At 53.6% G+C, this 25,563-nt stretch carries 31 protein-coding genes; 25 read left to right on the plus strand and 6 right to left on the minus strand.

The window, feature by feature from the left end:
• Positions 1-112 precede the first annotated feature (112 nt).
• A complete protein-coding gene (locus AC0LWN_RS06245) occupies positions 113-298 on the plus strand; it encodes a DUF6954 family protein (RefSeq protein WP_474663729.1) in 186 nt (61 codons plus the stop codon).
• 295 nt (positions 299-593) lie between these two features.
• Positions 594-986, plus strand: a complete 393-nt coding sequence (locus tag AC0LWN_RS06250) for a NusG domain II-containing protein (RefSeq protein ID WP_474664142.1) — start codon at positions 594-596, stop codon at positions 984-986.
• Here the strand turns inward: AC0LWN_RS06250 and AC0LWN_RS06255 are convergent.
• The 3 genes from AC0LWN_RS06255 to AC0LWN_RS06265 are packed head-to-tail and all read right to left on the minus strand — an operon-like array spanning position 979 to position 3,948.
• Entirely contained in the window at positions 979-1,854 is an 876-nt protein-coding gene (locus AC0LWN_RS06255; RefSeq protein ID WP_474663730.1) for a TIGR03943 family putative permease subunit, read from the minus strand. The two genes, AC0LWN_RS06250 and AC0LWN_RS06255, sit on opposite strands and share 8 nt — an antisense overlap.
• A gap of 36 nt (positions 1,855-1,890) precedes the next feature.
• The gene (locus tag AC0LWN_RS06260; protein ID WP_474663731.1) at positions 1,891-2,880 is read right to left on the minus strand and encodes a permease; all 990 of its coding nucleotides are present in this window, start codon (positions 2,878-2,880) and stop codon (positions 1,891-1,893) included.
• 36 nt (positions 2,881-2,916) lie between these two features.
• Positions 2,917-3,948, minus strand: a complete 1,032-nt coding sequence (locus AC0LWN_RS06265; protein ID WP_474663732.1) for a CobW family GTP-binding protein — start codon at positions 3,946-3,948, stop codon at positions 2,917-2,919.
• Positions 3,949-4,151: 203 nt separating this feature from the next.
• Here AC0LWN_RS06265 and rpmG point away from each other — a divergent pair, with 203 nt between their 5' ends.
• The 8 genes from rpmG to AC0LWN_RS06305 all read left to right on the plus strand — a co-directional run bounded on the left by rpmG (position 4,152) and on the right by AC0LWN_RS06305 (position 10,297).
• Positions 4,152-4,301, plus strand: coding sequence for a 50S ribosomal protein L33 (gene rpmG / locus AC0LWN_RS06270; RefSeq protein ID WP_019911883.1), 150 nt, complete (start codon positions 4,152-4,154; stop codon positions 4,299-4,301).
• Between the two features lie 54 nt (positions 4,302-4,355).
• The gene (locus AC0LWN_RS06275; protein ID WP_474663733.1) at positions 4,356-5,564 is read left to right on the plus strand and encodes a GTP-binding protein; all 1,209 of its coding nucleotides are present in this window, start codon (positions 4,356-4,358) and stop codon (positions 5,562-5,564) included.
• A 6-nt stretch (positions 5,565-5,570) separates the two neighbouring features.
• Positions 5,571-6,278: a metal ABC transporter ATP-binding protein gene (locus tag AC0LWN_RS06280; RefSeq protein ID WP_474663734.1), complete on the plus strand. Its 708-nt coding sequence runs from the start codon at positions 5,571-5,573 to the stop codon at positions 6,276-6,278.
• Positions 6,224-7,045 (plus strand): metal ABC transporter permease, encoded by an 822-nt coding sequence (locus AC0LWN_RS06285; protein WP_474664144.1) that lies wholly within the window; start codon positions 6,224-6,226, stop codon positions 7,043-7,045. The genes AC0LWN_RS06280 and AC0LWN_RS06285 overlap by 55 nt, the downstream gene beginning before the upstream one ends.
• Before the next feature lie 37 nt (positions 7,046-7,082).
• The gene (locus AC0LWN_RS06290) at positions 7,083-8,120 is read left to right on the plus strand and encodes a metal ABC transporter substrate-binding protein (RefSeq protein ID WP_474663735.1); all 1,038 of its coding nucleotides are present in this window, start codon (positions 7,083-7,085) and stop codon (positions 8,118-8,120) included.
• Between the two features lie 39 nt (positions 8,121-8,159).
• Positions 8,160-8,429 carry a 30S ribosomal protein S14 gene (gene rpsN, locus AC0LWN_RS06295; protein ID WP_474663736.1) on the plus strand — a complete coding sequence of 90 codons (270 nt, stop codon included), beginning with the start codon at positions 8,160-8,162 and terminating at the stop codon, positions 8,427-8,429.
• Between the two features lie 278 nt (positions 8,430-8,707).
• Positions 8,708-9,469 carry a GNAT family N-acetyltransferase gene (locus AC0LWN_RS06300; RefSeq protein WP_474663737.1) on the plus strand — a complete coding sequence of 254 codons (762 nt, stop codon included), beginning with the start codon at positions 8,708-8,710 and terminating at the stop codon, positions 9,467-9,469.
• Between the two features lie 204 nt (positions 9,470-9,673).
• The gene (locus AC0LWN_RS06305) at positions 9,674-10,297 is read left to right on the plus strand and encodes a class I SAM-dependent methyltransferase (protein WP_474663738.1); all 624 of its coding nucleotides are present in this window, start codon (positions 9,674-9,676) and stop codon (positions 10,295-10,297) included.
• A 102-nt stretch (positions 10,298-10,399) separates the two neighbouring features.
• Here AC0LWN_RS06305 and AC0LWN_RS06310 read toward each other — a convergent pair whose 3' ends face one another.
• Positions 10,400-10,984 (minus strand): helix-turn-helix domain-containing protein, encoded by a 585-nt coding sequence (locus AC0LWN_RS06310; protein WP_474663739.1) that lies wholly within the window; start codon positions 10,982-10,984, stop codon positions 10,400-10,402.
• 198 nt (positions 10,985-11,182) lie between these two features.
• Here AC0LWN_RS06310 and AC0LWN_RS06315 point away from each other — a divergent pair, with 198 nt between their 5' ends.
• The 10 genes from AC0LWN_RS06315 (at position 11,183) to AC0LWN_RS06360 (ending at position 17,932) form a co-directional block, all read left to right on the plus strand.
• Entirely contained in the window at positions 11,183-11,470 is a 288-nt protein-coding gene (locus AC0LWN_RS06315; protein WP_474663740.1) for a Dabb family protein, read from the plus strand.
• A gap of 190 nt (positions 11,471-11,660) precedes the next feature.
• Complete coding sequence (locus AC0LWN_RS06320) at positions 11,661-12,101, plus strand: DUF86 domain-containing protein (protein WP_474663741.1); 441 nt, start codon at positions 11,661-11,663, stop codon at positions 12,099-12,101.
• A 54-nt stretch (positions 12,102-12,155) separates the two neighbouring features.
• Positions 12,156-12,821, plus strand: coding sequence for a helix-turn-helix transcriptional regulator (locus tag AC0LWN_RS06325; protein WP_474663742.1), 666 nt, complete (start codon positions 12,156-12,158; stop codon positions 12,819-12,821).
• A 98-nt stretch (positions 12,822-12,919) separates the two neighbouring features.
• Positions 12,920-13,381, plus strand: coding sequence for a YtxH domain-containing protein (locus AC0LWN_RS06330; protein WP_474663743.1), 462 nt, complete (start codon positions 12,920-12,922; stop codon positions 13,379-13,381).
• A 223-nt stretch (positions 13,382-13,604) separates the two neighbouring features.
• Positions 13,605-14,411 (plus strand): glutamate racemase, encoded by an 807-nt coding sequence (gene racE / locus AC0LWN_RS06335; protein ID WP_458963149.1) that lies wholly within the window; start codon positions 13,605-13,607, stop codon positions 14,409-14,411.
• Between the two features lie 252 nt (positions 14,412-14,663).
• Positions 14,664-15,872: a M14 family zinc carboxypeptidase gene (locus AC0LWN_RS06340; protein WP_474663744.1), complete on the plus strand. Its 1,209-nt coding sequence runs from the start codon at positions 14,664-14,666 to the stop codon at positions 15,870-15,872.
• A 114-nt stretch (positions 15,873-15,986) separates the two neighbouring features.
• Positions 15,987-16,238, plus strand: a complete 252-nt coding sequence (locus AC0LWN_RS06345) for a hypothetical protein (protein WP_458963151.1) — start codon at positions 15,987-15,989, stop codon at positions 16,236-16,238.
• Positions 16,239-16,363: 125 nt separating this feature from the next.
• A complete protein-coding gene (locus AC0LWN_RS06350; RefSeq protein ID WP_474663745.1) occupies positions 16,364-16,666 on the plus strand; it encodes a HesB/IscA family protein in 303 nt (100 codons plus the stop codon).
• 41 nt (positions 16,667-16,707) lie between these two features.
• Positions 16,708-16,947, plus strand: a complete 240-nt coding sequence (locus AC0LWN_RS06355; protein WP_019911861.1) for a YuzB family protein — start codon at positions 16,708-16,710, stop codon at positions 16,945-16,947.
• A gap of 160 nt (positions 16,948-17,107) precedes the next feature.
• Complete coding sequence (locus AC0LWN_RS06360) at positions 17,108-17,932, plus strand: aldo/keto reductase (RefSeq protein WP_474663746.1); 825 nt, start codon at positions 17,108-17,110, stop codon at positions 17,930-17,932.
• An 86-nt stretch (positions 17,933-18,018) separates the two neighbouring features.
• Here AC0LWN_RS06360 and AC0LWN_RS06365 read toward each other — a convergent pair whose 3' ends face one another.
• Positions 18,019-19,158: a THUMP domain-containing class I SAM-dependent RNA methyltransferase gene (locus AC0LWN_RS06365; RefSeq protein ID WP_474663747.1), complete on the minus strand. Its 1,140-nt coding sequence runs from the start codon at positions 19,156-19,158 to the stop codon at positions 18,019-18,021.
• 185 nt (positions 19,159-19,343) lie between these two features.
• On the opposite strand from AC0LWN_RS06365, the gene AC0LWN_RS06370 reads away from it, so the two are divergent.
• Positions 19,344-19,973 (plus strand): O-methyltransferase, encoded by a 630-nt coding sequence (locus AC0LWN_RS06370; RefSeq protein ID WP_474663748.1) that lies wholly within the window; start codon positions 19,344-19,346, stop codon positions 19,971-19,973.
• Positions 19,974-19,976: 3 nt separating this feature from the next.
• Here the strand turns inward: AC0LWN_RS06370 and AC0LWN_RS06375 are convergent, their stop codons facing one another.
• A complete protein-coding gene (locus AC0LWN_RS06375; RefSeq protein WP_458963155.1) occupies positions 19,977-21,194 on the minus strand; it encodes an MFS transporter in 1,218 nt (405 codons plus the stop codon).
• Positions 21,195-21,422: 228 nt separating this feature from the next.
• Between AC0LWN_RS06375 and hemE the strand changes: the two genes are divergently transcribed.
• The 4 genes from hemE to AC0LWN_RS06395 all read left to right on the plus strand — a co-directional run bounded on the left by hemE (position 21,423) and on the right by AC0LWN_RS06395 (position 25,496).
• Positions 21,423-22,475 carry a uroporphyrinogen decarboxylase gene (hemE, locus tag AC0LWN_RS06380; RefSeq protein WP_474663749.1) on the plus strand — a complete coding sequence of 351 codons (1,053 nt, stop codon included), beginning with the start codon at positions 21,423-21,425 and terminating at the stop codon, positions 22,473-22,475.
• A gap of 5 nt (positions 22,476-22,480) precedes the next feature.
• Positions 22,481-23,437: a ferrochelatase gene (gene hemH, locus AC0LWN_RS06385; RefSeq protein ID WP_474663750.1), complete on the plus strand. Its 957-nt coding sequence runs from the start codon at positions 22,481-22,483 to the stop codon at positions 23,435-23,437.
• Positions 23,434-24,891 carry a protoporphyrinogen oxidase gene (gene hemG, locus AC0LWN_RS06390; protein WP_474663751.1) on the plus strand — a complete coding sequence of 486 codons (1,458 nt, stop codon included), beginning with the start codon at positions 23,434-23,436 and terminating at the stop codon, positions 24,889-24,891. The genes hemH and hemG overlap by 4 nt, the downstream gene beginning before the upstream one ends.
• A gap of 413 nt (positions 24,892-25,304) precedes the next feature.
• A complete protein-coding gene (locus tag AC0LWN_RS06395; RefSeq protein WP_474663752.1) occupies positions 25,305-25,496 on the plus strand; it encodes a hypothetical protein in 192 nt (63 codons plus the stop codon).
• Positions 25,497-25,563: the final 67 nt, after the last annotated feature.

The following is a 25,563-nucleotide window of genomic DNA, read 5'->3' on the forward strand; positions in this document are numbered from 1 at the left end:
ATGAACTACTGACTATTCATCGCAAGCAAAGGCTATTCTGGAGTAGAGGGCTTCTACACCGGATAGCCTTTTTAGCATTGGCGGGAACGGTGGCATGAAAGGAGGAAGTGGAATGAAAGTCGCTTTGTATGTGCTGATCGCAATACTGTACATATTGAACACGCTGTTCGGACTGGGGCCGGTGCTGTTTGCCGACGGTTCTGCCAGGGAACGGCTGGTGACGTTTATCGCAGTTGTGTTGATTTATGCGGTGATTACTGTATGCCTGCGGATGCTTCTGAAGTGGCGGAAACGTTGACAAAGCCGCTGCAGCCGACTATATTTATATTAATCGTAAATTTTACGAATACAAGCTTTGCAGAATGAACTTGAAAGGTTTTTAAAATGGGCAGAAGTGGCGGAGGGGAAGTTTGGAACTGTAGGAGCGGAAGCGACCGCCTTTGTCTGCGGATTTCCACCGCGAAGAGCGGTAACAATCAAGAAATCTGCAGACAACAGCGGCCGGAAGTCCAAACATTCCCCGCAGTCACGGTCGAAGCCGATTTGATAATTTTTTTATTCTAGCCAGCGAGAAGGAGTCAACATTGGAAAAAATGAAACGCGGAGACTTTATTCTTATCCTGCTGGTATTGCTTGTGGCGGGCTCGATCTATGGGATCAAATGGTATAACAGCCATGACGAGCAATACGTGCAGGGGAATTTGAAAGCGGTCATTACGGTAAACGGCAAAGAGTATAAGACCGTAAACTTGACCAAGGAAGAGCAAATTATTCATATCAAAACAAAGTTCGGCCACAACATTCTGAAGGTGTACGACTACGGGATTCAAATGACTTATTCGGATGCGCCGCTCCCGATTGCGCTTAATATGGGATTCATCTCCAGGCCAAAACAGCAGATTATTTGTGTTCCGGCCCGGCTGATGGTAGAGGTCTTCAACCCGCTCCCATCGGGCGGTGATGACGAGCTGGATGCGGTTATTTAGCCTGGAGCTTTTCCGGATGGATTGCTGCCCAGGCGGCTATTGCGTCGGCATTGGTGTAAATGTAGGGCGTGGATGGCTGGGGAATGGGCGTGACCGACTCGGCAGTAATTTGCATGATTTCCTTGCCCTTGTATGATGCAGCATGAAGCTTGCCCCGAACCTCAATCCAGGTATCGGCGGGCAGGCTTATTTGCGTTTGCGGGTCAAGCAGAATTCCGAACGGCGCGGCATCTGCCGTGCAGCACTGCACCAGAAAACGGCCCACTGCATAAGCATTCTTCATATCTGCGCCGGGTTCCTGGTACAAAAAACCCGAGACGGCAATGCTTTTGCCCTCGAATTGTTTTTTATACAGGTCAATTGCCCCTAAGGTCTCGGAGAAAATTTCCGGGTACACGTTAATCACAGGCTGGGCGTAGAGCTTACCTGCCAGCTCTGCGAACTCTGCCTGATAGGGACTCGCGGCGGCGAACTCCGCACGGATACCTTGCTCTGGATGGTTATAAGTCAGCGCGATGCCTTTTCTGGCTGCCGCTGCGCTGCCAAGGGCGCGGTCGGGAAGCAGGAAGCCGAGAAGCAGGGGGAGCAGAAAAAGGCCGTACAGCACTGTATTGCCCAGCCCGGAACGTGGGAGACGGTGCTCACAGTCGCAGAGCAGACTGCTCTTACCGAATAGGGCCTGAATGCCGAGACTGAGCGCCATCAGCGTTAGCGGAATCGGGCAGAGTCTGATCCAGCGGGCCAGCTTGGGGGCGACATAATAATGCAAGGCGTCCTGCTCAACCAGATGCCCGATATAGAGCGCGAAGAGAAGCAGAAGGAGTGCCCTGAAGCCATAGTGCAGCCGGATGCTCCGGGAGTCATTCATGCGGGAACCTCCTGAAAGTTCATGAACGGGTTAGGGTCATAACCAGAATGAGGCCAGCACAGACCCGATAAATACAGCTGAGAAAATCAGGAAAAACAAATAAAGCGCAAATTGTGTCTTGAACAGCGAGAGCAGCATCAACGAATTTTTGAAATCGAGCATCGGTCCAAGCACCACGAAGGCCAGCAGCGACCCTGAAGGGAAGGTATGCAGGAAGGTGGAGGCGACAAAGGCATCCGAAGTGGAGCACAGCGAGAGCACAAAGGCGAGTCCCATCATGAACAGGTAGGAACCAAGCGGCTTCCCGCCGATGGCGGCCAGACTGCCTTGATCCATGAAGGTCTGAATGCCGGAAGTGAGCAGACAGCCGATGATCAGATATTTGCCCATTTCAAAAAACTCGTCCGACGTATGCACGAAGACGGCGACCAGCCTGCCGCCGCGGGTGCTGCGGGCATGAGGTTCCCCGCTTTCACGTTCAATGGACAGCCTCAGCGGCGATTTGCGGACGGTGGCCCAGATTACAAGACCGATAAGCGCCGCAACCGCGAAGGCCAGTCCCATTCGTGCATACGCGAGCTCGGGGTGGGCGCGAAATGCCGTCATCGTCGCTCCATAGACGACCGGGTTGAGGATCGGACCGGATAAAATGAAGACGACCGCCACGTGCAACGGCATTCCCTTGCGCATCAGCCGGCGGACCAGCGGAATCATCCCGCATTCACATACGGGAAAGAGAATGCCGAGCAGGCAGCCGAACAGAATCGCCGGGATGGGGCGGCGCGGAATCCAGCGGGAGATCAGCTCATCCGGCACGAACACTTGGAGCAGTGAAGAGAGCAGCGCCCCTAGAAGCACAAAGGGCATAGCCTCCAGCAAAATCCCGATGAAGGCTGTCTTGAACGTGTCGATATACGAGTTGTCCAGCAGTTGCGGATGCTCAGGAAGCCAGAGGATGCCGATGGTAATCAGAAAAGCGGCGGGGAAGAGCAGCGGCAATATTTTGATCGGACTAAAGGTTGTCAAGGCTTGGATGGGCTCCTTCCCGCAACAGCGTGTATTTTAACTGAACAGGGCCGACCAGCGGTCTGTGAGCTGCTTCTCATCCATATTCAGACCAATGAACACCACATAAGGCTGTCCCGGATACCGTGAGGCATCCCATGTACAGCGGCTTCCGGCGTATTGCACAAGCTGGACCGTCTCCTGTCCCGCTAACCGTATATGCCCTTTGGCCCTAAGCAGACTGTCTCCCCATCCGTGAAAAAAATCCTCCAGCTCTTCCCGGCCGATTCCGCCCTCCCCCTCTTGCGGGAAGGTCAGCGTAACAGCCGACACCTGCGAATAAGAGGCCTGCTGCCTTAATTCCGGTTCCTGCACCGCAGTTGCACCCTGCGCATGGCCGCCGCCCGTTCGCTTCAGCGGTGTGCCGCTCATGGCCCGGTTCCCGCGCTGCACAGCAGCGGAGCGGGGCTCGCGGGGAAGAACTCCGGCCAGCAGTGGCGCGAGATTGATTTCGCTGTAATGGGTAAATACGATCTCGGACTCCGTGTTATGTTTGCTGATCATTTTTTCGATCCGCCATAAGGTATCCTGCTCGACTAGATCGCTTTTGTTGACAATAATCAGATCGGCGCTCGTAATCTGCTTGCGCAGCGTCCGCACGAGCTGCCTGTCGGCAGAGAAGCGGCTGCTGTATTCCAGCGCGTTCTCTGCGTCCAGCAGGGTTATGGAATAATGCAGGGCCAGCCGCCCGCTGAGCGCAGGCTCCAGCAGTGATTTGGCAATCTCTTCGGGATCGGCAACACCGGTGAGCTCGATATAGATGATATCCGGCTGCCGCGCAAGCAGTGCGCTGAGACTTCGCGGCAGCTCCTCCTTGCGGCTGCAGCAGACGCAGCCGTCCAGCAGCTTTTCCACATTTGCGCCGGTATGCTCCTGAAGAATATAGCCGTCCACGTCCTTTTTTCCCAGCTCATTCATCACGACGCCGGGATTCAGCCCCCGTGCCTTGCTCTCTTTGAGCAGTGTGAGCAGCAGGGTTGTTTTTCCGCTCCCCAGAAATCCGCCAAGTATAATTACCGGAATCTTCATTTCCCTCACTCCTACTCCCATCTTGCAATTGCAAGAATCATATTTTCATAATCCATCTATACGTAATATCCTCGCCGGAAAGACCACAAATCTGAGAGAGACTAAGATTTTTTTGGAGTGTTGCTGTTGACAATGGGCAGAGATAACATGTAGAATGTGTAAATCGTAAATATTACGATTAAACAAAAGGGAGCTGATCAATAGTGAGAGTTGTCATTACACTCGCCTGCACGGAAACCGGTGACCGCAACTATACCACCACCAAAAATAAGAAAAACCAGCCAGGACGGATTGAGCTGAATAAATATTGTCCGCGACTGAAGCGGGTCACATTACACCGTGAAACCCGCTAAGTCTTTTTGCCCGGAATGCCAATCAACAAAATAAAAAACGTAAGGAGCAAACATATGAACCAAATTCCTGTTACGGTGCTCAGCGGTTATCTGGGCTCCGGCAAAACCACACTGCTTAATCACATTCTGCACAACCGCGACGGCCTGAAGGTAGCGGTGATTGTCAACGATATGAGCGAGGTCAATGTCGATGCCGGATTAGTCAAATCTGGCAATACACTTTCCCGGACAGAGGAGAAGCTTGTAGAAATGTCAAACGGCTGCATTTGCTGCACCCTGCGCGATGATTTGCTGCGTGAGGTGAACAAGCTGGCGATGGAAGGACGCTTCGATTACATCCTGATTGAATCCTCCGGCATCAGCGAGCCTGTTCCGGTGGCGCAGACATTTACTTACGCGAATCCCGAACTGGACATTGATCTCACCGCACTAGCAAGACTTGACACAATGGTAACTGTAGTCGATGCCAACCGCTTCTGGCATGATTTCGCTTCAGGCGACAGTCTGCTAGACCGCAATACGGTGGCCGGTGAAAATGATTTCCGCGATATCGTCGATCTGCTCATAGATCAGATTGAAACCTGCGACGTGCTGCTGCTGAATAAATGCGATCTGGTGGAAGAGAAGGAATTGAACAAGCTTGAGGCTGTACTGCGCAGACTTCAGCCGAGTGCGAAGATCATCCGCACGGTGAAGGGTGTGGTTGATCCGAAGGAGATCCTGAACACCGGGCTGTTCGATTTTGAGAAGACAAGCATGTCCTCCGGCTGGATTGCGGAGCTGAACAAGGAGGACCATACGCCGGAGACGGAGGAATACGGCATCGGCTCGTTTGTCTACCGCCGAAGAACGCCGTTCCATCCGCAGCGGTTGAGCTTTTTCTTCAGCAATTGGCCGGAGGAGGTTGTCCGGGCCAAAGGGCTGGTCTGGCTGGCGGCAAGGGGCGATCTGGCCGCAACGATAAGCCAGGCGGGACCTTCCATCCAGTTCGGACCCGCCGGCTACTGGCTTGCTACGCTGCCGCGGGAGCAGCAGGTTGAAGTTCTGGAGAACGAGCCTGATGTTAAGGCCAGATGGGATGAACAGTGGGGCGACCGCCTGAATGAGGTCGTATTCATCGGAATTGGCATGAGCCAGGCGGATATTGAGGCCAGACTGGACAGATGTCTGCTGACAGAGGAAGAGATGAAGCAGGATTGGAATACCTTCAACAACCCGCTGCCGTGGCCTACCGAAGAGCTATTGGCTGCTTCGCAGGAGTAAGGGGTCATGATTTTGTCATCCATGCGTGATGTGGTGTTCGGTTACGGGAATGAGCCGGTCATTGACCGCCTGTCTCTGGATATTGAAGCCGGGCAGTTCATCGGGATCACCGGTCCGAACGGGGCGGCCAAAACGACACTGCTCAAGCTTTTGCTGGGCCTGCTCAAGCCGTGGAGCGGAACAGTCTCCCTGAACCGGGAGATCACTGGCGGCGGGAAGCTGGGCATCGGCTATGTTCCGCAGCAGGTGGCCTCGTTCAATGCCGGTTTTCCCAGCAAGGTGATCGAACTGGTCCGTTCCGGCTGCTACTCGCGGCTGGGATGGTTCGGACGGTTCACGAAGGAGCAGGAAGAGCTTGTGGAGCAAAGCCTGCGGCAAGTAGAGATGTGGGAATACCGCAACCGCAGGATCGGCGAGCTGTCCGGCGGACAGAAGCAGCGCATCTGCATCGCCCGGGCGCTGGCCCAGCAGCCGCAGGTGCTGGTGCTTGATGAGCCGGCAACGGGCATGGATGCCCAGAGCCGCACCGGGTTCAACAAGCTGATGCGCCATTATGTCAGCGAGCACGGGCGGACGGTGATTATGGTTACACATAGTCTCGATGAGACAAGGCCTTATCTGGATACGGTGATTAGTCTGGAACGGGAAGAGCAGGAGGGCTGGAAATGCTTGGTTACGAATTCATGCAGCGCGCATTTTGGGCCGGAGGCCTGATCGGTATCATCGGTCCGCTGCTCGGCGTGTACCTGATGCTGCGGCGGCAGGTGCTGATGGCCGATACTCTGTCCCATGTGTCGCTCGCCGGAGTAGCACTGGGTTCGGTATTGCAGCTAAGTCCGGCATTCAGCGGTTTTGGCGTAGCAGTGGCCGGAGGGGTTGTGATCGAGCAACTGCGGCGCTCCTACCGTACATACAGCGAGCTTCCGGTAGCGATTATTATGACCTCCGGCCTGGCGCTTGCCGTCGTGCTGATGAGCCTGAAGCAGAATCTCAGCAAAAGCTTCAGCTCTTACCTCTTCGGCTCCATCGTCGCCGTCAGCGATACCCAGCTTAAGCTGATCGCTGCCGTAGCTGCTGCCGGTCTTATTTATTTCATTGTTTTTCGCCGGCCGCTCTATAGCCTTACCTTCGATGAAGAGACGGCCCGCATCGGCGGTGTGCATACAGGTCTGTTGTCCTTTTCGTTTGCTGTACTGACCGGTATGACTGTTGCCGCGGCAATGCCTGTTGTCGGCGTGCTGCTGGTATCCGCACTTATTGTGCTGCCGGCTTCAATCGCTCTGCGGATTGCCTCCGGTTTTACCGCTGCGATAGTGATCTCGGTCGGTGTTGGCCTCATAGGTGTATTTAGCGGGCTGACTGCCTCTTATTACATTAACACGCCTCCCGGGGGCACAATTGCCCTCATATTGCTGATCTTTCTGCTGATCGCCATCGCGGTGCAGAAGCTGGTTGCGTTCAATTACCGCCGCCGTATTTAATCTAATATCTTTTTGAGTAAAGGAGCAAAAAAATATAATGATACAACTCCGTATGCGTCACCTTGCCGCTCTGTCCCTGACCGCTATGCTTATAGTCGCCGGCTGCGGCAATAACAGCAATACTGCGGCTAATACGGGAGCTGCCGCCAGCGCCCCAGCCGCAACAGCAGAGCCAGCTTCCGCTCCACCCGCAGACAGATTGGACATCAAGGTAAGCTTTTATCCTATGTACGAATTCACCTCCAAAATCGTCGGGGATCTGGCTGATGTGGAGACATTGATTCCGGCCGGAATCGAGCCGCATGATTGGGAGCCGACAGCGCAGGACATGGCTGAAATCTCCGCTGCTGATGTGCTTATCTATAACGGTGCCGGAATGGAAGGCTGGGCGCAGCAAGTGCTGGACAGCGCTTCCGGCAGCAAGCTGGTTGCCGTGGAAGCCAGCAAGGGCCTGAATATTATGGAAGGCGCGGAAGAGGAAGAAGCCGACCATGAGCATGAGCATGAGCACGAGGAAGGCGGGCATGCCGAAGAGGGGCATGACCACGGCGGCCTGGACCCGCATGTCTGGCTTGACCCTGCGCTTGCGATCAAAGAGGTGCGCACAATTGAGACCGCTTTGTCCGCCGCTGATCCCGGGCATGCCGCTGCTTTTAAGGAGAACAGCGATGCATATGTAGCCGAGCTTGAGCAGCTCAACCAGGATTTCAAGGAGGGGCTGAAGGATACAAAGCGCAAGGATTTCATTACCCAGCACGCGGCTTTCGGCTATCTGGCCCGGGAGTACGGCTTGACTCAGGTGCCGATTGCCGGACTCTCTCCCGAGCAGGAGCCTTCTGCAGCCAAGATGGCAGAGATCGTGAAATTCGCCAAGGAGCATGAGGTGAAGACGATCTTTTTCGAAACCCTGGTATCTTCGAGTGTCGCCGACACGATTGCCAAGGAAATTGGCGCCAAGGCGGCGGTTCTGAATCCAATCGAAGGTCTGACAGATAAGGACCGCAGCAGCAATCTTGATTATATCGGCATTATGCGCCAGAACCTGGAAGCACTTAAAACGGCTTTGAACGAATAGCAGTTGCTTATCCTATATCGAAAGAGGTGAATACTTAACATGGCGAAAAAATCAAAGGTCATCAAGGAACTGAAGCGGCAGGAGCTGGTTGCAGCTTATGCAGATAAACGCCGTGCGTTGAAGGCAAGTGGGGACTATCTGGGTCTGCAGAAGCTTCCGCGTGATTCCTCGGCCACCCGTCTCAAAAACAGATGCTCCGTATCCGGCAGACCAAGAGGTTATTTAAGCAAATTCAAGGTTTCACGGATCGTATTCCGCGAGCTGGCGCTCAAGGGGCAAATTCCCGGCATCACCAAAGCGAGCTGGTAAACCCGGTCCCGCAAGCGGCACCAAATAAACGGCTGATTCTCTGAACTGCAGGGGATTGGCCGTTTTTGCTATGGGGTTAGTCTTTGCCTGAACCTGCGGAGTGAACTAATATAGTAGACAAGATTGTGCAAGCGCTAAAAGAGGGTCCAGATCATGAGTTACACCGATACGTTCATCCGCATCGCCGAAGATTGTCCTGTCGAGACAGGAGTGGCTCCAGTGTTCGGCCGCCCGCTTGCTATGCGCAATAAACGAAGCTGAGAAGGAGACGAAAGTTATTGTACAAGTTCATTGAAGAGCTCACACTGAATACCTGGCCTGCTGAGCAAAGTGTGCTTTTGGAGGGCTGGATTCTGCGCTTCGCCGCAGGCTACACCAAACGGGCGAATTCAGTCAGTCCGCTATACGGACCCGAGGGACAGCGTGCCGGATTGGATGTGAAAAACAAAATACTGCTCGCAGAGCAGTACTATGAAGCTGCCGGGCTGAAGCCTGTGTTCAAAATCACTCCGTTTATCCAGCCCGCTAATCTCGACGGAATACTGGCAGAGCAGGGCTACAGTATAGTGGAGCCTTCATCGGTCAGGCTTCTGGATCTGCAGGAGCTCCCGCCTGTCCCCGGACAGTATAGCGTCCAGATCGGGGAGGAGCTGACAGAGGACTGGCTGGCGGCATTTGCCGGAATGTCCGGGCTGTCCGCTGCTAATCGTGACACGCTGCGCAGAATGCTGTCCTCGTCCTGCTTGAAGATGGGGTATGCCCTTTTGCTGAAGGAGGGTTTTCCTGCGGCCTGTGGGCTTGGCGTCATCCAGCATGGGCACATTGGTCTATATGATGTGTGCACAGCTCCAGCGTTCCGGCGGCAAGGAATGGCGGAGGAAATGCTGCTGTCCCTGCTGCACTGGGGCAAAGATCAGGGCGCTTCTCATTCCTTTCTACAGGTGGTGCAGACCAACAGAGGGGCCTCCGCATTATATGATAAGCTGGGTTATAAGGAGATTTATAAGTATTGGTATAGAGTAAAAAGCGGGGGGAACTAGAAGCTGAATTGAAGAACTATATAAAAAGGCATAAGTGGCGGAGGGGAAGTTTGGAACTGGAGGAGCGAACGCGTCCGCCTTTGTTCACAGATTTCAACCGCGAGCAGCGGTCTCAAATCAGGAAATCTGTGAACAACAGCGGCCGGAAGTCCAAACATTCCCCGCAGTCACGACTAAAGCCGTTTCGAGAAAGGAATGAGTCTTATGTCCGAATATTGGAGCGACAGATTTGCCCGTGAAGGCATGATCTGGGGGGATCAGCCTAGTCCTACGGCCCTGCGGGCCCGGGAATGGTTTCTTGAACAGGGGGTGCAGTCCGTCCTGGTTCCAGGTGCGGGGTATGGCCGGAATACGAAGGTGTTCTCGTCCGATTTTGTGACTTATGGCATAGAACTAAGCGGTGCAGCCCTGGAGCTTGCAGCAGAGTGGGATTCCAGAACGCTGTTCACAGAAGGATCGGCATTAGAACGCCAATTAGACTTCCAGGTGGATGCCGTCTATTGTTATGATGTGCTGCACTTGTTTCTTGCGGAAGAGCGGCGCAGTCTGATCGCTGCAAGCCTTGAACAGCTTCGCCCCGGAGGTCTGCTCTACTTCACCAGCTTCTCTGATGAAGACCCCAATTACGGCTGTGGAAGACAACTGGAGCAGGGAACATATGAGTATAAGGAAGGAAAATACGCCCACTTTTTCAGCGATGCTGATTTGAGGGGCCATTTTGCCGGAACCGAGATTATCGGGACAGAGGTTCGGGAGGAGACTCTGCATAGTTTGCAGGGAGGAAGTCATAAATACATACTCAGAGAGATACGCGCGCGCAAGAGATAGTCATTGGGAGATAGGCCGGGAGCCGCAAGAGGCCCTCCTCAATTGCGAGAAGGGCCTTAAGTGGGGCACATGCGAATACCGTATGTACCTTGAGGATTTTGATTAACGCAGCTCACAATCGGCGAACAGAATATTCCGCGGAATGTGGAAGAAATTCTCCGCCTTCTCCTGCAAAGCGAGCGTCGGCAGATGGCATTGGTGCAGCCATTTGCGGAAGGTTCCAGGGTGGACACCTATCCAGATGCTGACATCCGTTACAGAGAAATCGTAGACCATACATAGCCCGGTTAGAATAACATTGCTATGCGGAGAATGCGCATTCGTTCTTTTCATGAAACGTGAGGGCGTCGGCTGGCATACAATCGGACTTTGCCGCAGGAGAGCCTCATTGAACAAGATGTGGGGCGGATAGCCAAGAATTCGGCATACCTTGTCCAGATTGGTTCTGGAAGGAATGCGGCCTTCGTACACCCAAGCGCTTACGCTGCGTGAAGATACGGAGAGCTCTTCCGCAAGCCGTGACAGCTTCATATCCTTGGCCATCAGGATGGCAAGCAGCACGCGGTTGCGGATCTGGCTTCTCTTCGGCTTACGGAATCTTTTGACCCGAACGCCTTGTCCAAGATATTTGCGGTTGATCAGAGACCAGGCCTGGATTTTGTGTGGCTCTTGCTGATTCTTAGGCATAATTCCTCCGATTTACAGAATTGATAATGTGGCAAATGTTCTGGTTTGGCTTTATATGACTTTAACATTTTGATAATACGTTCGTCCAGATGAAATGCATGGAGCCTCCCCGAAGCTGAAGTTTCTTTCAGAAGTGGTGCGGGTATGATATATTTTTAGTAACCAATTTACATTATTCAGGAGCAGGGAGCGATATAGATGATCAAGCATATTGTATTCTTCAAACTAAAGAACCGGTCCCCTGAGCAAGTTGCCGCCACGGTGGCGGTGCTACGGAACATGGAAGGCAAGATTCCGCAGCTCCTTTCCATCGAGGTTGGTGCCGACATCATTCATTCCGAGCGTTCTTTTGATATTGCTCTGGTGACGGTGGTAGCTTCACTGGATGATTTGCAGGCCTATCAGGTACATCCGGCGCATAAGGAAGTTATCGCCCACATCAATGAGGTCAAGGAGCTTTCGATTGCTGTGGATTATGAAATTTAGAGCCGGAAGTAGGGAAGAGCGGCAAGCGCTACCTTAACCGAAAGGTGTGAAGCATATGCGGGAGCTTGAATATCCGATGGAAGCACTAACCTACCTGGCCATATTTCTGGCAGCCTGCTTCATAATGCTGTTCTGGCTGAAACGCCGCGGCAAACGCGGTAAATAATGCTATTTTCTTGGAGGGTCAGTTGTGTACTATGTCAACCGGAAGCAAATTGAAAGTATACTGGGGCAGATTCCAGATATTAATACCGGGCTCCGCCAGGCGGCGGCCTCATGGGATGGAAGCACATTGATGGGCCTGGTGCAGGAACGCTGCCTGCATTTGGCGATAGAGGTTGTTACCGACGTAGGGAGTTGTCTGATTGACGGGTTCATTATGCGTGATGCCGGAAGCTATGAGGATATTATTTCCATTATCCATGAAGAGAAGGTTTTTGGCGGCAGCGGGCTCTATGGGCTGCTGACACAGCTTGTCGCCCTACGCAAGCCGCTCGTGCAGGAATATTATGACTGGGAGCGCAGTCTGCTGCATCCGCTCACACTTGAGCTTCCCGGGGCGCTGGAGCAGTTCGCCGCAGAGGTGCACAGCTATTTGGAGCAGGAGCTGGGTGCAGAAGCTCCGCAATAATCTATTTTTGTGACAATGAAAAAGGCGTCAGCCGTGTAAGAGAGGAGGTCCTTTATGGTGAAGAAGGGTCAGGAAAGCGGTTCAACAAGGCGCATGATAATGACGCTCCTGAAGATGCAAGGGCCGCTGACGATCGGCGCGCTCGCGGAGGAGCTGAAGATTACCGAAATGGGTGTCCGCCGCCATGTGCTGCAGCTGGAGCAGGAGTCCCTTGTCAAAACCAAGGTCGTCCGTCAGGCCATGGGACGCCCGCTGCATGTCTATTCACTGACCGAGCGTGCAGAAGACCATTTTCCGAAAAGCTATCATAATCTGGCGCTGGAACTGCTGCGAGAGCTGGATCACGGCAGCGGTCTGGAGGCTGTTAACGTGCTGTTTGAAGGCCGGCGGAAGCGGATGCTTGCCCAGTATGCCCCGATGATGGAGCACCGCAATCTGGAAGAACGGGTGGCCGAGCTGTCCTCCATTCAGAATTCCGGAGGTTATATGGCAGAATGGAGTCAAGAAGAGGACGGCTCTTATACGATGCGCGAGTATAACTGTCCCATCCGCCAGGTGGCTTCCCAGTACCGCAAGGCATGTCAATGCGAGCAGCATTTATTTGAGGAACTACTAGATGCTAAAGTGACGCGCACGGAGTGCATGGCGGAAGGCAGCCAATGCTGCCGGTATGCCATTACACCCCGCAAGAAAGACAAAACTTCAGAAATGAGCCTTTAATCAGTCACAGGTCAAGCTCCCATTGCTTATGATATAGCAGAACTAGGCGATAGCCCGGGTGGCCGGGCAGAGATTCAATGAATCCAAAGGAGAGATGAATGATGAAAAAGGATACCAAAAGCTTGCTGTGGGGCGCACTGGTTGGCAGTGTGGTCGGTTCGGTGACAGCATTGCTGTTCGCCCCGAAGCCGGGTAAAGAGCTGCGCAAGGATATTGCGGAAGGTACTTCGGTTGCCGTTGATAAAGTGCAGGAAATTGCCAGCGCAACTGGCGAGAAGACCACGGAGCTGTATGGCAAAGCCAAAGACGCTGTGGGATCAGTAGTTACCGAAGTTAAAGAATGGGGTAAGCACTACACTTCCTCCGATGAAATAGAACTGGTAACGGTTAGTGCAATTGCAGCTCCTGAAGCTGCGGAGTTGGATGAAGCCGGGGCGGAGGCCGAAGCTGATATTGTGGCTGAAGCTGAAGCGGATGCTGAAACCGGCACTGTAGCCGACGTGGAAGCCGTTTTGGAAAATGACACGCAGAATGACAAAGGCGGCAGCGGTATTCTGTAGGCTTACTGATGCTATTTTCCTAGAGCCATTTGCTCTTATAGGGTTTTCCGGCGAGAGCCGCTTTTCGCATTCTGGCGGGAGGCGGCTCTTGGCAGGAAAGAGCCCCGGAGCTTGAACTGTTGCGGCAAATGGAGTATTATCTGCAATTGGGGCTCAAATCCAGGTACATTTTGTTTTGGCCTTACATAAGCTACACAAAACAAGTAGAAGGAAGCGTGTGTTCGTGCAGCAAGCTATAGCAATACTAGACTCAGGTGTAGGGGGATTGACGGTTGTCAAGGAAGTAATGAGGCAGCTCCCTCGGGAAAAAATCATTTATTTCGGAGATACAGCAAGGGCACCGTACGGACCCCGTTCGACAGAGGAAGTGAAATTGTTCACCGAACAAATCGTGGACTATTTAATTCAATTCAATCCTAAAATGATCGTTATTGCCTGCAACACAGCAACAGCGGCCGCTCTCGATTATATTTCAGCCAAAGTTTCCATCCCTGTCATCGGTGTGATTCATCCCGGAGCACGTGCGGCCATCAGTGCCACCAAAACCGGTCAGGTGGGAGTCATAGGCACGATAGGCACGATTAATAGCGGGGCTTATACCACTGCGCTCAAGCAGCTTTCCCCGTTTGTTCAGGTTGTCAGCCAGGCTTGTCCGGCGCTTGTTCCATATGTTGAGCAAGGACTGTTCCGCACAGAAGAGAGCCACATCGCAGTAGCGGAGTCTTTGAACGGCATCAAATATGAGCCGATAGATACCTTGATCCTCGGCTGTACCCATTATCCTTTCCTGGTTGAGCCAATAGGGAAAGTGATGGGGCCTGGGGTCAAGCTGATCAGCTCAGCGGATGAAACTGCGCGGGAAATCAGCACAATTCTGTATGACAAAGGCAAGCTGGCGAGCGGAGATGAAAGTCCAATCCACCAATTTTTCTGCAGCGGAGATGCGGAGATGTTCCAGCGGATCGCCCGGGACTGGCTCGGAGAGCAGATCAAGCGTACGCCCGTAGTATGGCAGGTATCGTCATTGTAAAGCATGGCTATGGGTGAATTGAATAGGGACAAACCTCTAATTTCGGGAGATATTAGAACTGTAAAATAAGGCCGGGACAGCAATGCTCCGGTCTTTTAGTATTGTGCGGCAGCGGGCCGGCTCAATTCTTTCATGGTGGACAGAAGGGGCTGCATACAATAAGACCAGAGGGCTGTGTCCGGTTGTCTCCGCGGTAATGCCCGGCTGACGGCAGTGGATGACGGCGTACTTGAGGCCGAGAGGATGAGACATATGCAGCAATATATTGCCCGCAGGGGAGACACCGTCAGCCGGATTGCCGCAAAAGCCGGACTGACGTCGGAGCATGTTATTCAAGGAAACCCATGGGCGGGAAGGCAGCCTTACTTGTATCCGGGACAAATCCTGTTCCTGCCTTCCGCTCCGCGCAAACGCTATGCTGTGCAGGAGGGTGACAATGCGGAGCTTGTTTCCGCCCTGTTTGGCGTGGATGTATGTGAGCTTGAGAGGCTAAATCCGGGCGTAACCTCGGCACACTGGTGCGCTCCCGGCAAAGTGCTGGTCATTCCTCCAGCCACCCCCCATTCAGTGGTGCACCTGCGCGGTGAATACGGGCCTAACGATGTGGAGGAGGATATTGCAAAGTTAACCAGCCAATACCCCTTTATCCAAAAAGACAGTATTGGCACCAGTGTGCTGGGCAAGCCCCTTCATCTGCTGCGGATTGGCAATGGCCCCCGTCATCTCCACGTGAATGCTGCGCTGCATGCCAATGAATGGCTGACATCGCCTTGTCTGATGTCTTTTGTAGAGAAATATGCTGCGGCTTATGCCCAAGGCAAGGAGTGGAACGGTCACCGTCCCGAAGATTGGTATAGCGGCTGGACGTTATGGGCAGTGCCGATGGCCAACCCCGATGGGGTCGAGCTGGTACAGGAAGGCGTGCTGTCCGGGCATCCCTGTTACGATGAGCTGATGAAATGGAACCACGGCCGGCGCAGCTTCCGGCACTGGAAGGCCAACATCCGGGGTGTGGATCTAGGGGACCAGTTCCCCGCCCACTGGGAAGAGGAACGGGCCCGGCGGGGTGTGCGGGAGCCTGGGCCGCGCGATTTCAGCGGGAGGGCGCCGCTCAGCGAGCCGGAAGCGGCAGCGCTTGTACGGCTGGCAGAAGAGGTTCCCGGCGATGCCGCCGTTTCCCTGCATAGCCAGGGAGGCGAGATTTACTGGAATTACCGGGGTTATGAGCCGCCGGAGAGCAAGGCGCTTGCGATCAGGCTGGCGGCGGCAAGCGGCTACCGGCCGGTGGAGCTGACCGGCAGCGACGCCGGCTACAAGGATTGGTTCATCCAGCGCTTCCGCAAGCCCGGCTTCACCGTGGAGCTGGGCAGCGGTAAAAATCCGCTGCCGCTGGCTGATTTTGAGGATGTGGCGCTGGATACCAGCCTTATTTTGGCGGCTATTCTTTCAAATTTCAAATAAAAATGAAACAATACCTGCAAATTTGCGTAATATAACAGCAAAGGGTATGGCCGCAGTTTTCTTTTAGAAGCTCTCAGCGGCTGTACCCTTTTCAAACTTTTGGGAGGGCCGTTAATGAAACTGAGAAAACTGCTGTCACTGAAGATGTGGTCCCGGCTTTTCCGCAATTCCTGGCAGTATGTCATTTCGCCTGATGTTGCGCTAACGGACAAGCTGCTGTTCACAGTTCCGGTGCTGCTGTACTGGGTGCTGCCGGATTTTATGCCTTTTCTGCCGATTGACGATATTGGGGTAACGATGCTGCTGACGGGCTGGTTCGTATCACGGATGGACCGCAAATACCCGGCGCTGAGAGCCGGAAGATGAATATTTAGAGAATCTTTAGCGCGGCTGCAGCATCTATTTCACTAATATGGTTGCTTTTGCAGGCTCATTTCCTTAAAATGAATTATTGAGTATTTAAACTATAGATGCCTGGGAGATGGATAAGGATGAACGTCAAAATTACCCGCAATGCGGCTAAAGTGATAAAGAAAACAATGGAGCTTGAAGGCAACAGCGAGCTGAAGCTGCGCGTAGCCATTACGCATGCCCATGGCGATCATGCCCACTACGGCCTGGATTTGGACACGCCTAAAGATAATGATGTGGTTGTTACGACAGACAAAGAGATTGATGTCATTCTTGACCCGAACCAGCCGCTGCTGGATGGTGTGAAGATTGATTACCTGTATTTCCCGGAAGAAGGTTTTGTTATCACTAATCCGTCAAAAGGAAATCATGGCGATCACTAAGCGTTCGCCTGATCTTTACGGACATAAAGAAGGGTTGCTTCATGGCTAACGATATACGGATTTGCGACGAATGTAATCATATCAAGATGAAAAGTATCCTGCCCAAGCTGCGCAAGATGGCGCCCGATGCCGAGATCAAGACCGGGTGCATCTCCTATTGCGGGCCTTGCGGCAAACGGCCGTTTGTGTATATAAATGGACGGTATGTCAGTGCTCCGACCGAGGATGAAGTGCTGGCGAAAGCCGAGGCTTTTGTCAAAAAGCCAGTCATCAAGGAATAATACTAACCTAGAGAAGTATCGCCTCCGCAATCGTTTGCGGGGGCTTTTTGCACGTTATAAGCCGTTTTCACTTGAGGGATGTCCGCATCTTCCAGCAACTACATGTTATAATGGAGCTGTTGTCGAAATTAGAGACCTACATAGGAGGTAGTGGAGCTAAATGAAGCATATTACCGATGGAACGATTTTGAATAACGGGATTGTCATGCCCCGTTTTGGACTGGGCACCTATAAGGCGGAAGGCGAAGAGGTTGCCAAAGCCGTAATGACTGCGCTTGAGCTGGGATACCGGAGTATTGATACCGCAGCGGTATATGGCAACGAAGAAGAGGTTGGACGCTCGATCGCCGCCAGCGGCATTACGCGGGACAGCCTGTTCGTAACGACCAAGGTATGGAATGCGGATCAGGGCTATGATCAGACGCTTAGTGCCTTCGATACCAGCTGCAAGAAGCTGGGCCTGGACATTATTGATCTGTACTTGATCCACTGGCCGGGCGTAGACAAATATAAAGATACCTGGCGTGCGCTGGAGCGGCTGTATGCTGAAGGCCGTACCCGGGCTATCGGCGTCAGCAATTTTCAGATACATCACCTGGAAGAATTGCTTAAGGACAGTGAAATTGTACCTGCTGTGAATCAGGTAGAGCTGCATCCGCGGTTTATCCAGAAGGAACTGCATGAGTACTGCGCCAGCCGCGGAATTCAGATTGAAGCCTGGGCTCCGCTGATGAAGGGCAGACTGCAGGATAACGAGCTGCTACAGAGTATCGCTGGGAAGCACGGCAAGACGGTATCCCAGGTTGTTTTACGGTGGGGACTGCAGAATGACATCGTAATTATTCCGAAATCGGTAACTGCATCGCGGATCAAGGAAAACAGTGAAATCTTCGATTTCGAGCTGTCGGCGGAGGAGCTTGCGGCGATAAGCGGACTCGATGCCGGGGAACGCGTTGGCTCCCACCCGGACAAGGTATTGTTCTAATTCGCACTCAAATTTCATTAACAAGCGTTATTTACAAAAAATAGCCTTAAGCACTCACAGCAGCTGTGGGGCTTAAGGCTATTTGCTTATTGCGGATTGCGCGGGGGCAGCGGCCCGAGGTACTGATAATACTGGCACTCAATCCGTCCGTTGAACAGCTTGCGCCGTTTGTCCGCCTTGCGGCCGTAGAATTGCTCGAATTCCTTATAGGGGCTGATGGCGAAAAAGGACCAGGTCGGCAGGTACAGCATCATTTCTCCGAATTGGCGGGTGAGCTTCTCCACTTCCTTGTCGCTGCTGATCCGCTCCCCGTAGGGCGGATTCGTGATGATGCAGCCGTAATCGCCTTGCGGTCTGGCTTTGGCAGCAGCGATGGTCTGAAAGGTGATCTCACCGGAAAGTCCGGCGCTCTTCGCGTTGGCTTCGGCGATTTCAATCGCGGCAGGGTCGATGTCGCTGCCGGTAAGCTGCAGCGGGTAGTCGTCACGCACGGCGTCGATGGCCTCCTCGCGGGCTTCTTCCCAGAGGCGCTTCGGGATTACGGGCCAATGCTCCGACGGGAACGAGCGCCGCAGGCCCGGCGCGATATTCCAGGCGATCATCGCCGCTTCAATAAGCAGCGTGCCGGAGCCGCAGCAAGGATCGTACAGCGGACGGTGGCCGTTCCAGCGGCTGAGCTGGATCAGCGCGGCGGCCATCGTTTCCTTCAGCGGCGCTTCCGTAGCCTGACGGCGGTAACCGCGTTTGTGCAGCGCCGGGCCGGTGGTATCCAGTGTAATCAAGGCGATATCATTCAAAAGAATCACTTCCACAACATACCGGGGCCCGTTCTCCGGGAACCATTCGGTATGGTGCGAAAGCTTCAGCTTTTCAACAATGGCTTTCTTGACAATCCCTTGGCAGGCGGGTACGCTGGTAAGCTGGGATTTATGCGACCGTCCTTCCACCGGGAATTCCCCGTTCTCGGGAATCCAGTCCTGCCAGTCGATGGCCTTGACACCCTCAAACAGCTCGTCGAAGGTTGTGGCGGGGAACTGGCCCATCTTCACCAATACACGGTCAGAGGTGCGCAGCCATAAATTGCAGCGGCAGATGTCGATGTAATCCCCACTGAACAATACCCGGCCATTTTCGGTTTTGGTCTCATAACCCAGTTCATTTAATTCGCGTGCTACGACTGCCTCCAGCCCCATCGGGGCGGTGGCGATCAATTGTAATTTGCCCAAATGCTCTCAACTCCGTTTAACTTGTAGGTAAATATGAAAAGCCAGTACAATAAGTGAAGCAGTAATTCTGGTATGCCTAACTTATATGACTAACCTGAGTTCCGCTTTGACGGCGGCTTGTCTTTTCAAGTATAGGGGAATGCGGGACACAGCACAATGCCACTAATAATCAAAGGAGAATACCCATGCCTAATCAGGAAGAATACAGTGAGCAGCTTTACATAGAGGACGAGCTGCTTCTTAAGGTCAAACAAGCGATTATCGACAACCACATGCCGGAGGTTTCCATTGCACCGGGCTACGGGCGGCTGCTGACGATGCTGGTCAGAATGTCCAGCTCGGCTTCCATTCTGGAGATCGGAGCCCTTGGCGGGTACAGCGGCATTTGCCTGTGCCGCGGACTTTCGTCCGGCGGGCGGCTGACGTCGCTGGAGCTGAAGGCCGAATATGCGGAGCTTGCGCAGCGCCATCTGCAGCAGGCCGGCTTCGGCGAAGCTGTGGAATACAAGCTCGGCCCTGCGCTGGACAGCCTGAAGCTGCTGGAGGCGGAGGGCCGGAGGTTTGATTTCTTTTTTATCGACGCCGACAAGGAGAATTACCCGCATTATTTGGAATATGCAATCAGACTGGCTTCGCCGGGAGCGATTATCGCCGGGGATAACATTTTTCTGCGCGGACGGACACTCAACCTGGAGAAGAATGGGCCGGCCGTGCAAGCCATGCGGCGCTTCAATGAAATGATTGCCCATGATGAGCGGCTCATGACCACGCTGCTGCCCGCTTACGACGGTTTGGCATTGGCTATTGTAAAATAATTGCTAACGGAATAAACGCGGCGCATGCCCTTTATACAGCTTCAGCCGTACCCAGACCGTGTTGACCAGCAGGAAGCCGCCCGAAATCAGGAACAATCCTTCAATTCCGATGTATCCCGCTAAAAATCCGCCAATGACCGCTCCCAGCATGTTCCCGAGGGCCAGCATACTGCTGTTGAAGCCGAAAGCGCGGCTGTCTTTGCCTTCAGGGGTATAGGAGCGGATCAGGGCGTTGACGCTTGGCAGCAGACCTCCCATGAAGACCCCCATCAGAAAACGGACAACGATGAGCTGCCAGACACTCGTTACAAAGGCTTGGGGAATGATGAACACGGCAGCGCCGACCAGCGCGTAGGTCAAGATACGGTGAGCGCCGACCTTGTCGCTAAGCTTGCCCAGCAGCGGAGAAGCCAGCATGTTGGAGATGCCGGTAACGGCGCTGACTACTCCGGCCCAGAAGGCGATGTCTGTCGCTGAGCCGTGAAGCTTTTCTACATACAGCGGAAGCAGAGTCATGGGGCTGATCATGGCAAACTGCAGGAGGAATGTTACCCCGAACAATGCCGGAAGCTGCGGGACCTTAGCCAGCTCCTTGAAGCCTTCCATTACGGAAACCTGCGGCGCCTTGGCGGCCTGGGTACGGTCGAACTTCTCCTTGACCAGGAACAGCGCCAGCAGGGAGGCCGCGAACAAGAGCGCACCTACGATATAAAAGATTGGGCGGTACCCGATCCAGTCAGCCATCGCTCCGCCGATCAGCGGTCCAAGAATGGTTCCGGCGACAGAGCCGGACTGCATCAGCCCCATGGCAAAACCCATGCGCTCCTTTGGCGTGTTGCCGGAGACGAGCGCGATGGAAGCTGGATTGAAGCCGGAGATCGTTCCGTTAAGCAGCCGGAGCAGCAGAAGCTGCATGGGCGTCTGTGCGAAGCCCATCATCACGATGACCAGCGCCATGCCGAAGCTGGAGCGCAGCAGCATAATTTTGCGCCCGTATTTGTCGGCCAGCTTGCCCCACAGCGGCTGAAACAGAAACGAGGTCAAAAAGTTCGCGGCAAAAATAAGTCCGGCCCATATCCCGAGCGAATTTCCTTGGACTCCCAGGTCTTTGGCCAGATATAAAGACAAGAATGGGGTAATCATAGTCATTCCGGCATTGACCAGAAATTGTCCGAACCAAAGCACAATGAGGTTGATTTTCCATGTCTCCCAATTCTTCAAAGTGCTTTCACTTCCTTTCAAGAAATTAAACGATCAAGAGTTCACGAAAAAAGACATTTTATCAGTATATCATATAATTTAGCTCACTCACTGCAACACTTGTCATAGTAATGTCATTGGATTGTCATTCCCTTGGCTTTCGCGGCGGTTGTTCCGAACTTTTAAAAAGAGCATAATAAGTGATAAGCGTTTACTTAATCAACTATCAAATCTAATGGAGATCTTATCATGACCTACAATGACACTTTTATCCGCGCATGCAAGAAGCAAGACACGGAGCATATTCCCGTATGGTACATGCGGCAAGCTGGTCGTTATGATCCCGAATACCGTAAAATCAAGGAAAATTACTCGCTGCTGGAGATCTGTTCGCAGCCGGAGCTTGCAGCGGAGGTTACTCTGATGCCTGTCCGCAAGCTGGGGGTAGATGCGGCTATCCTGTACTCCGACATCATGAACCCGGTGGCTTCCCTTGGGGTGAAATTTGATATTGTCAAGAACATCGGTCCGGTTATCGAGAATCCGATCCGCACCGCAGCCGATGTGGACAGACTGAAGCCAATTGATGTTGAAGGCGACCTTGGCCACATTCTGAAGACGATTGCTATTCTCGACAAGGAACTCGACGTGCCGCTGATTACTTTTGCCGGAGCGCCTTTTACGATTGCCAGCTATCTGATTGAAGGCCGGCCTTCGAAGAGCTATCACCGCACCAAGGAACTGATGTACAGCCAGCCCCAGGTCTGGCACAAGCTGATGGATAAGCTCGGTGATATGGTCATCGCCTATCTGCGCAGCCATGTGGTCAGCGGCGGAAAGGCCTTCCAACTGTTCGACAGTTGGGTCGGTGCACTCGCTCCGCGTGATTTCGAGCAATATGTGCTGCCGACCATTTCCCGTATTTTTGCCGAGCTTTCGGATCTTGATGTGCCGAAGATTTATTTTCCCGGTGTAAGCTCTGGAGAGCTGCTGCCAAGCCTGACGAAGCTTCAAGCTGATGTGATTGGCCTGGACTGGCGTGTGAGCCTCAGTGAAGGCAGACGGCGGACAGGCGGTGCTTTTGCCATTCAGGGCAACCTTGACCCTTATCTGCTGACTGCACCGATGGAGCTGCTGAAGGAACGGGCCAAAGAGCTGATTGATGAAGGCATCCGGGAGCCGGGCTACATATTTAATTTGGGGCATGGATTATTTCCTGAGGCTTCACTGGACACGCTAAGAGAGCTGACGGAGTATATACATGATTATTCGCGCGAAGCCCTTAAGAACAGAAAGGAATGAAAACCGTGACCACAAAAATTGGTGTACTCGTGATGTCGTACGGCACGCCTGAAAGTCTGGAGGGAGTGGAAGCCTACTACACCCATATCCGCCGCGGCAATCCGCCTTCCGCAGAGCAGCTTAAGGAGCTGAAGGACCGTTATGAGGCTATCGTCGGCGGTGTTTTTCCGCTGCGGGAGAACACGGACCGTCAAGTAGCGGCATTGCAGGCTGCGCTGAACAGCGGCCATAACGCAGAGAATGTGGAATATGTCTGCTACCAGGGACTGAAGCACGCCCGCCCTTTTATTGAAGATGGTGTAGAGGCCATGCTGCAGGACGGCATTACCAAGGCTGTCGGCGTTGTGTTAGCCCCGCACTATTCCGTAATGAGTGTTGGCACCTATATCAAGCGTGCTCAGGACAAAGCTGCAGCCAGCGGAATTGAAATGGCATTCGTGGAGAGCTACCACCTGCATCCAGAGCTGATTGAGGTGCTCAGCCGCAGAGTGGCAGCGAAGCTGGACCTCTTTGAGGAAGCGGGGGCGAAGCGTGAAGAGGTTCGGGTGCTGTTCAGTGCGCACAGCCTGCCAGAGCGGATTCTGTCCATGGGTGATCCGTACCGTGATCAACTGCTGGCCACCTCTGAAGCCATTGCCAAGCAGGCGGGAGTAACCTCCTGGCAGTTCACCTGGCAGAGCGCCGGCCGCACAGCCGAGCCGTGGCTCGGTCCGGACATTCTTGAGACGCTCCGTGAGCTTAGTGAGGCACAGGTGAAATATGTCCTGGCAGCTCCAATCGGCTTCGTGTCAGACCATTTGGAGGTGCTGTACGACCTCGACATAGAAGCCCAGGCACTGGCCTCCGAGCTGGATCTGCGGCTGCTGCGGATTGATTCACTCAACAGCGATCCGGCATATATGTCGGTGCTCAGCGATGTGGTGCAAACTGCGGCAAAAGAGCTGAAGGTGAGCCAGTCATGACCGGTGCAGCCCGTAAGGTAGTGATCATCGGCGGAGGCCTCAGCGGCCTCAGCGCCGCTTTTTATGTCCGCAAATATTACCGGGAAGCCGGAATTCAGCCGGATATTGTTCTGGTTGAGAAGGACAAGTCACTTGGGGGCAAGATTGAGACGCTGCACCGTGAGGGCTTTGTGATCGAGAAGGGGCCGGACTCTTTTCTAGCCCGCAAAACAGCAATGAGCGACCTGGCCAAAGAGCTGGGGATTGACCATGAGCTAGTGACTACTAATCCGAATGCCAAGAAGACGTACATACTGCAGCGGGGCAAGCTGCATCCGATGCCGGCCGGTCTGGTGCTTGGCATTCCCACGGAGCTGAAGCCGTTTCTGAAGAGCGGCCTGGTTACATTCGGCGGCAAGCTTCGGGCAATGATGGATTTCGTGATTCCGCCGCGCCGCAGCTCCGAAGATGAATCGCTGGGTGAGCTGATCGAACGCCGCCTCGGTACCGAAGTGCTGGAGAATATGACGGAGCCGCTGCTGGCAGGCATTTATGCCGGCGACATGCGCAAGATCAGCCTTCAGGCCACTTTCCCGCAGTTCGGAGAGGTGGAGCGTAAATATGGAAGCCTGATCCGCGGGATGACTACAGGGCGCAAGCCGACAGAAACACACACCGGTACCAAAAAAAGTGCCTTTCTGACCTTCCGCAAAGGCTTGCAGAGTCTCGTGCAGGCTCTGATCCACGAGTTACATGATGTGGAGCAGCGGACCGGAACGGGTGTGAAGTCGTTACATCTGCTGAGCGGTGCCGGAGCTGGCACAGCGGCTTCGGCGGGTGGTACCTCCCCGCGCTATGAAGTGGAGCTGGATGACGGGGAACGGCTGCAGGCGGATGATGTGTACGTCACCGTACAGAATTTTGCCGCTGCCGGGCTGCTTCGTCCCCATGTGGATGTGTCGGCGCTGGACGCTGTGAACTATGTATCGGTGGCCAATGTGGTTATGGCCTTTGCCAAGAAGGACATTGTTACGGAATATGATGGTTCAGGTTTCCTGGTCCCGCGAAAAGAAGCTCGAAATATTACGGCATGTACCTGGACGTCTACCAAGTGGCTGCATACAAGCCCCGACGACAGGGTGCTGCTGCGCTGTTACGTCGGGCGTTCGGGGGATGAACAGAATGTCGGGCTCCCTGATGAGGCACTGGCGGGTCTGGTGCGCAAGGACTTGAAGGAGATTATGGGCATCAACGCTGACCCGTTGTTTACGGAGATTACCCGGCTGAAGCATTCCATGCCGCAATATCCGGTAGGCCATCCGGCTGGTATCGCCGGACTGCGCAGCGAACTTGCCCGCAAGCTGCCGGGGGTATACGCCTTCGGGGCCGGCTACGACGGAATCGGCATGCCGGACTGCATCAAGCACGCCAAGCAGACGGCGGAGAGCGCAGCAGGCAGCCTCGGGCAACAGTAGCCAGCAGCAGTGCTGAAATAGAATTAACGGTGAAGCGGAGCAGGGTGCGCTTCACCGTTTTTTATTTAAATCTAAGGATTTATATGTTTCACGCAATAAATCATCCTTCTATTTCCCGCTGAAACGGATACCGTCTTTTAAGGACGGCTTAGCCGTTTCCACTTGGCAACAACGGTAGAAATGCCGTTATTTAAGCTCGACTGGTTGATTGGTTCAGCAACAACGGCAGAAATGTCGTTATTGGAGCTCGACTGGTAAATTTGTTCAGCAACAACGGTAGAAATGCCGTTATTTAAGCTCGACTGGTTGATTGGTTCAGCAACAACGGCAGAAATGTCGTTATTGGAGCTCGACTGGTTGATTGGTTCAGCAACAACGGTAGAAATGCTGTTATTGGAGCCCGCCCAGTAGATTTGGGTAGCAACAACGGTAAAAGTGCTGTTATTGAAGCCCGACCGGTAGATACGTTCAGCAACAACGGCAAAAATGCCGTTATTGAAGCCCGACCGGTAAATTTGTTCAGCAACAACGGCAAAAATGCCGTTATTGGAGCCCGAACCGGTAAATTTGTCCTTTCAAGCTCACCTCCAGTGAAAGTGTTCTGACTGATGTGCCGTTGATAACTGTCTATTTGGAGGAGGGAGTCCGACTTATGCTATAATAGAAACAATT

The sequence above is a fragment of the Paenibacillus sp. sgz302115 genome (assembly GCF_056120445.1).

Bases quoted from the DNA above. Each gene is read 5' to 3' on its own strand.
- AC0LWN_RS06245 (WP_474663729.1), top strand. From the start codon at position 113: ATGAAAGTCGCTTTGTATGTGCTGATCGCAATACTGTACATATTGAAC.
- AC0LWN_RS06250 (WP_474664142.1), top strand. From the start codon at position 594: ATGAAACGCGGAGACTTTATTCTTATCCTGCTGGTATTGCTTGTGGCG.
- AC0LWN_RS06255 (WP_474663730.1), bottom strand. From the start codon at position 1,854: ATGAATGACTCCCGGAGCATCCGGCTGCACTATGGCTTCAGGGCACTC.
- AC0LWN_RS06265 (WP_474663732.1), bottom strand. From the start codon at position 3,948: ATGAAGATTCCGGTAATTATACTTGGCGGATTTCTGGGGAGCGGAAAA.
- AC0LWN_RS06275 (WP_474663733.1), top strand. From the start codon at position 4,356: ATGAACCAAATTCCTGTTACGGTGCTCAGCGGTTATCTGGGCTCCGGC.
- AC0LWN_RS06280 (WP_474663734.1), top strand. From the start codon at position 5,571: ATGATTTTGTCATCCATGCGTGATGTGGTGTTCGGTTACGGGAATGAG.
- AC0LWN_RS06290 (WP_474663735.1), top strand. From the start codon at position 7,083: ATGATACAACTCCGTATGCGTCACCTTGCCGCTCTGTCCCTGACCGCT.
- rpsN (WP_474663736.1), top strand. From the start codon at position 8,160: ATGGCGAAAAAATCAAAGGTCATCAAGGAACTGAAGCGGCAGGAGCTG.
- AC0LWN_RS06305 (WP_474663738.1), top strand. From the start codon at position 9,674: ATGTCCGAATATTGGAGCGACAGATTTGCCCGTGAAGGCATGATCTGG.
- AC0LWN_RS06310 (WP_474663739.1), bottom strand. From the start codon at position 10,984: ATGCCTAAGAATCAGCAAGAGCCACACAAAATCCAGGCCTGGTCTCTG.
- AC0LWN_RS06315 (WP_474663740.1), top strand. From the start codon at position 11,183: ATGATCAAGCATATTGTATTCTTCAAACTAAAGAACCGGTCCCCTGAG.
- AC0LWN_RS06325 (WP_474663742.1), top strand. From the start codon at position 12,156: ATGGTGAAGAAGGGTCAGGAAAGCGGTTCAACAAGGCGCATGATAATG.
- AC0LWN_RS06330 (WP_474663743.1), top strand. From the start codon at position 12,920: ATGATGAAAAAGGATACCAAAAGCTTGCTGTGGGGCGCACTGGTTGGC.
- AC0LWN_RS06340 (WP_474663744.1), top strand. From the start codon at position 14,664: ATGCAGCAATATATTGCCCGCAGGGGAGACACCGTCAGCCGGATTGCC.
- AC0LWN_RS06345 (WP_458963151.1), top strand. From the start codon at position 15,987: ATGAAACTGAGAAAACTGCTGTCACTGAAGATGTGGTCCCGGCTTTTC.
- AC0LWN_RS06350 (WP_474663745.1), top strand. From the start codon at position 16,364: ATGAACGTCAAAATTACCCGCAATGCGGCTAAAGTGATAAAGAAAACA.
- AC0LWN_RS06355 (WP_019911861.1), top strand. From the start codon at position 16,708: ATGGCTAACGATATACGGATTTGCGACGAATGTAATCATATCAAGATG.
- AC0LWN_RS06360 (WP_474663746.1), top strand. From the start codon at position 17,108: ATGAAGCATATTACCGATGGAACGATTTTGAATAACGGGATTGTCATG.
- AC0LWN_RS06370 (WP_474663748.1), top strand. From the start codon at position 19,344: ATGCCTAATCAGGAAGAATACAGTGAGCAGCTTTACATAGAGGACGAG.
- hemE (WP_474663749.1), top strand. From the start codon at position 21,423: ATGACCTACAATGACACTTTTATCCGCGCATGCAAGAAGCAAGACACG.
- hemG (WP_474663751.1), top strand. From the start codon at position 23,434: ATGACCGGTGCAGCCCGTAAGGTAGTGATCATCGGCGGAGGCCTCAGC.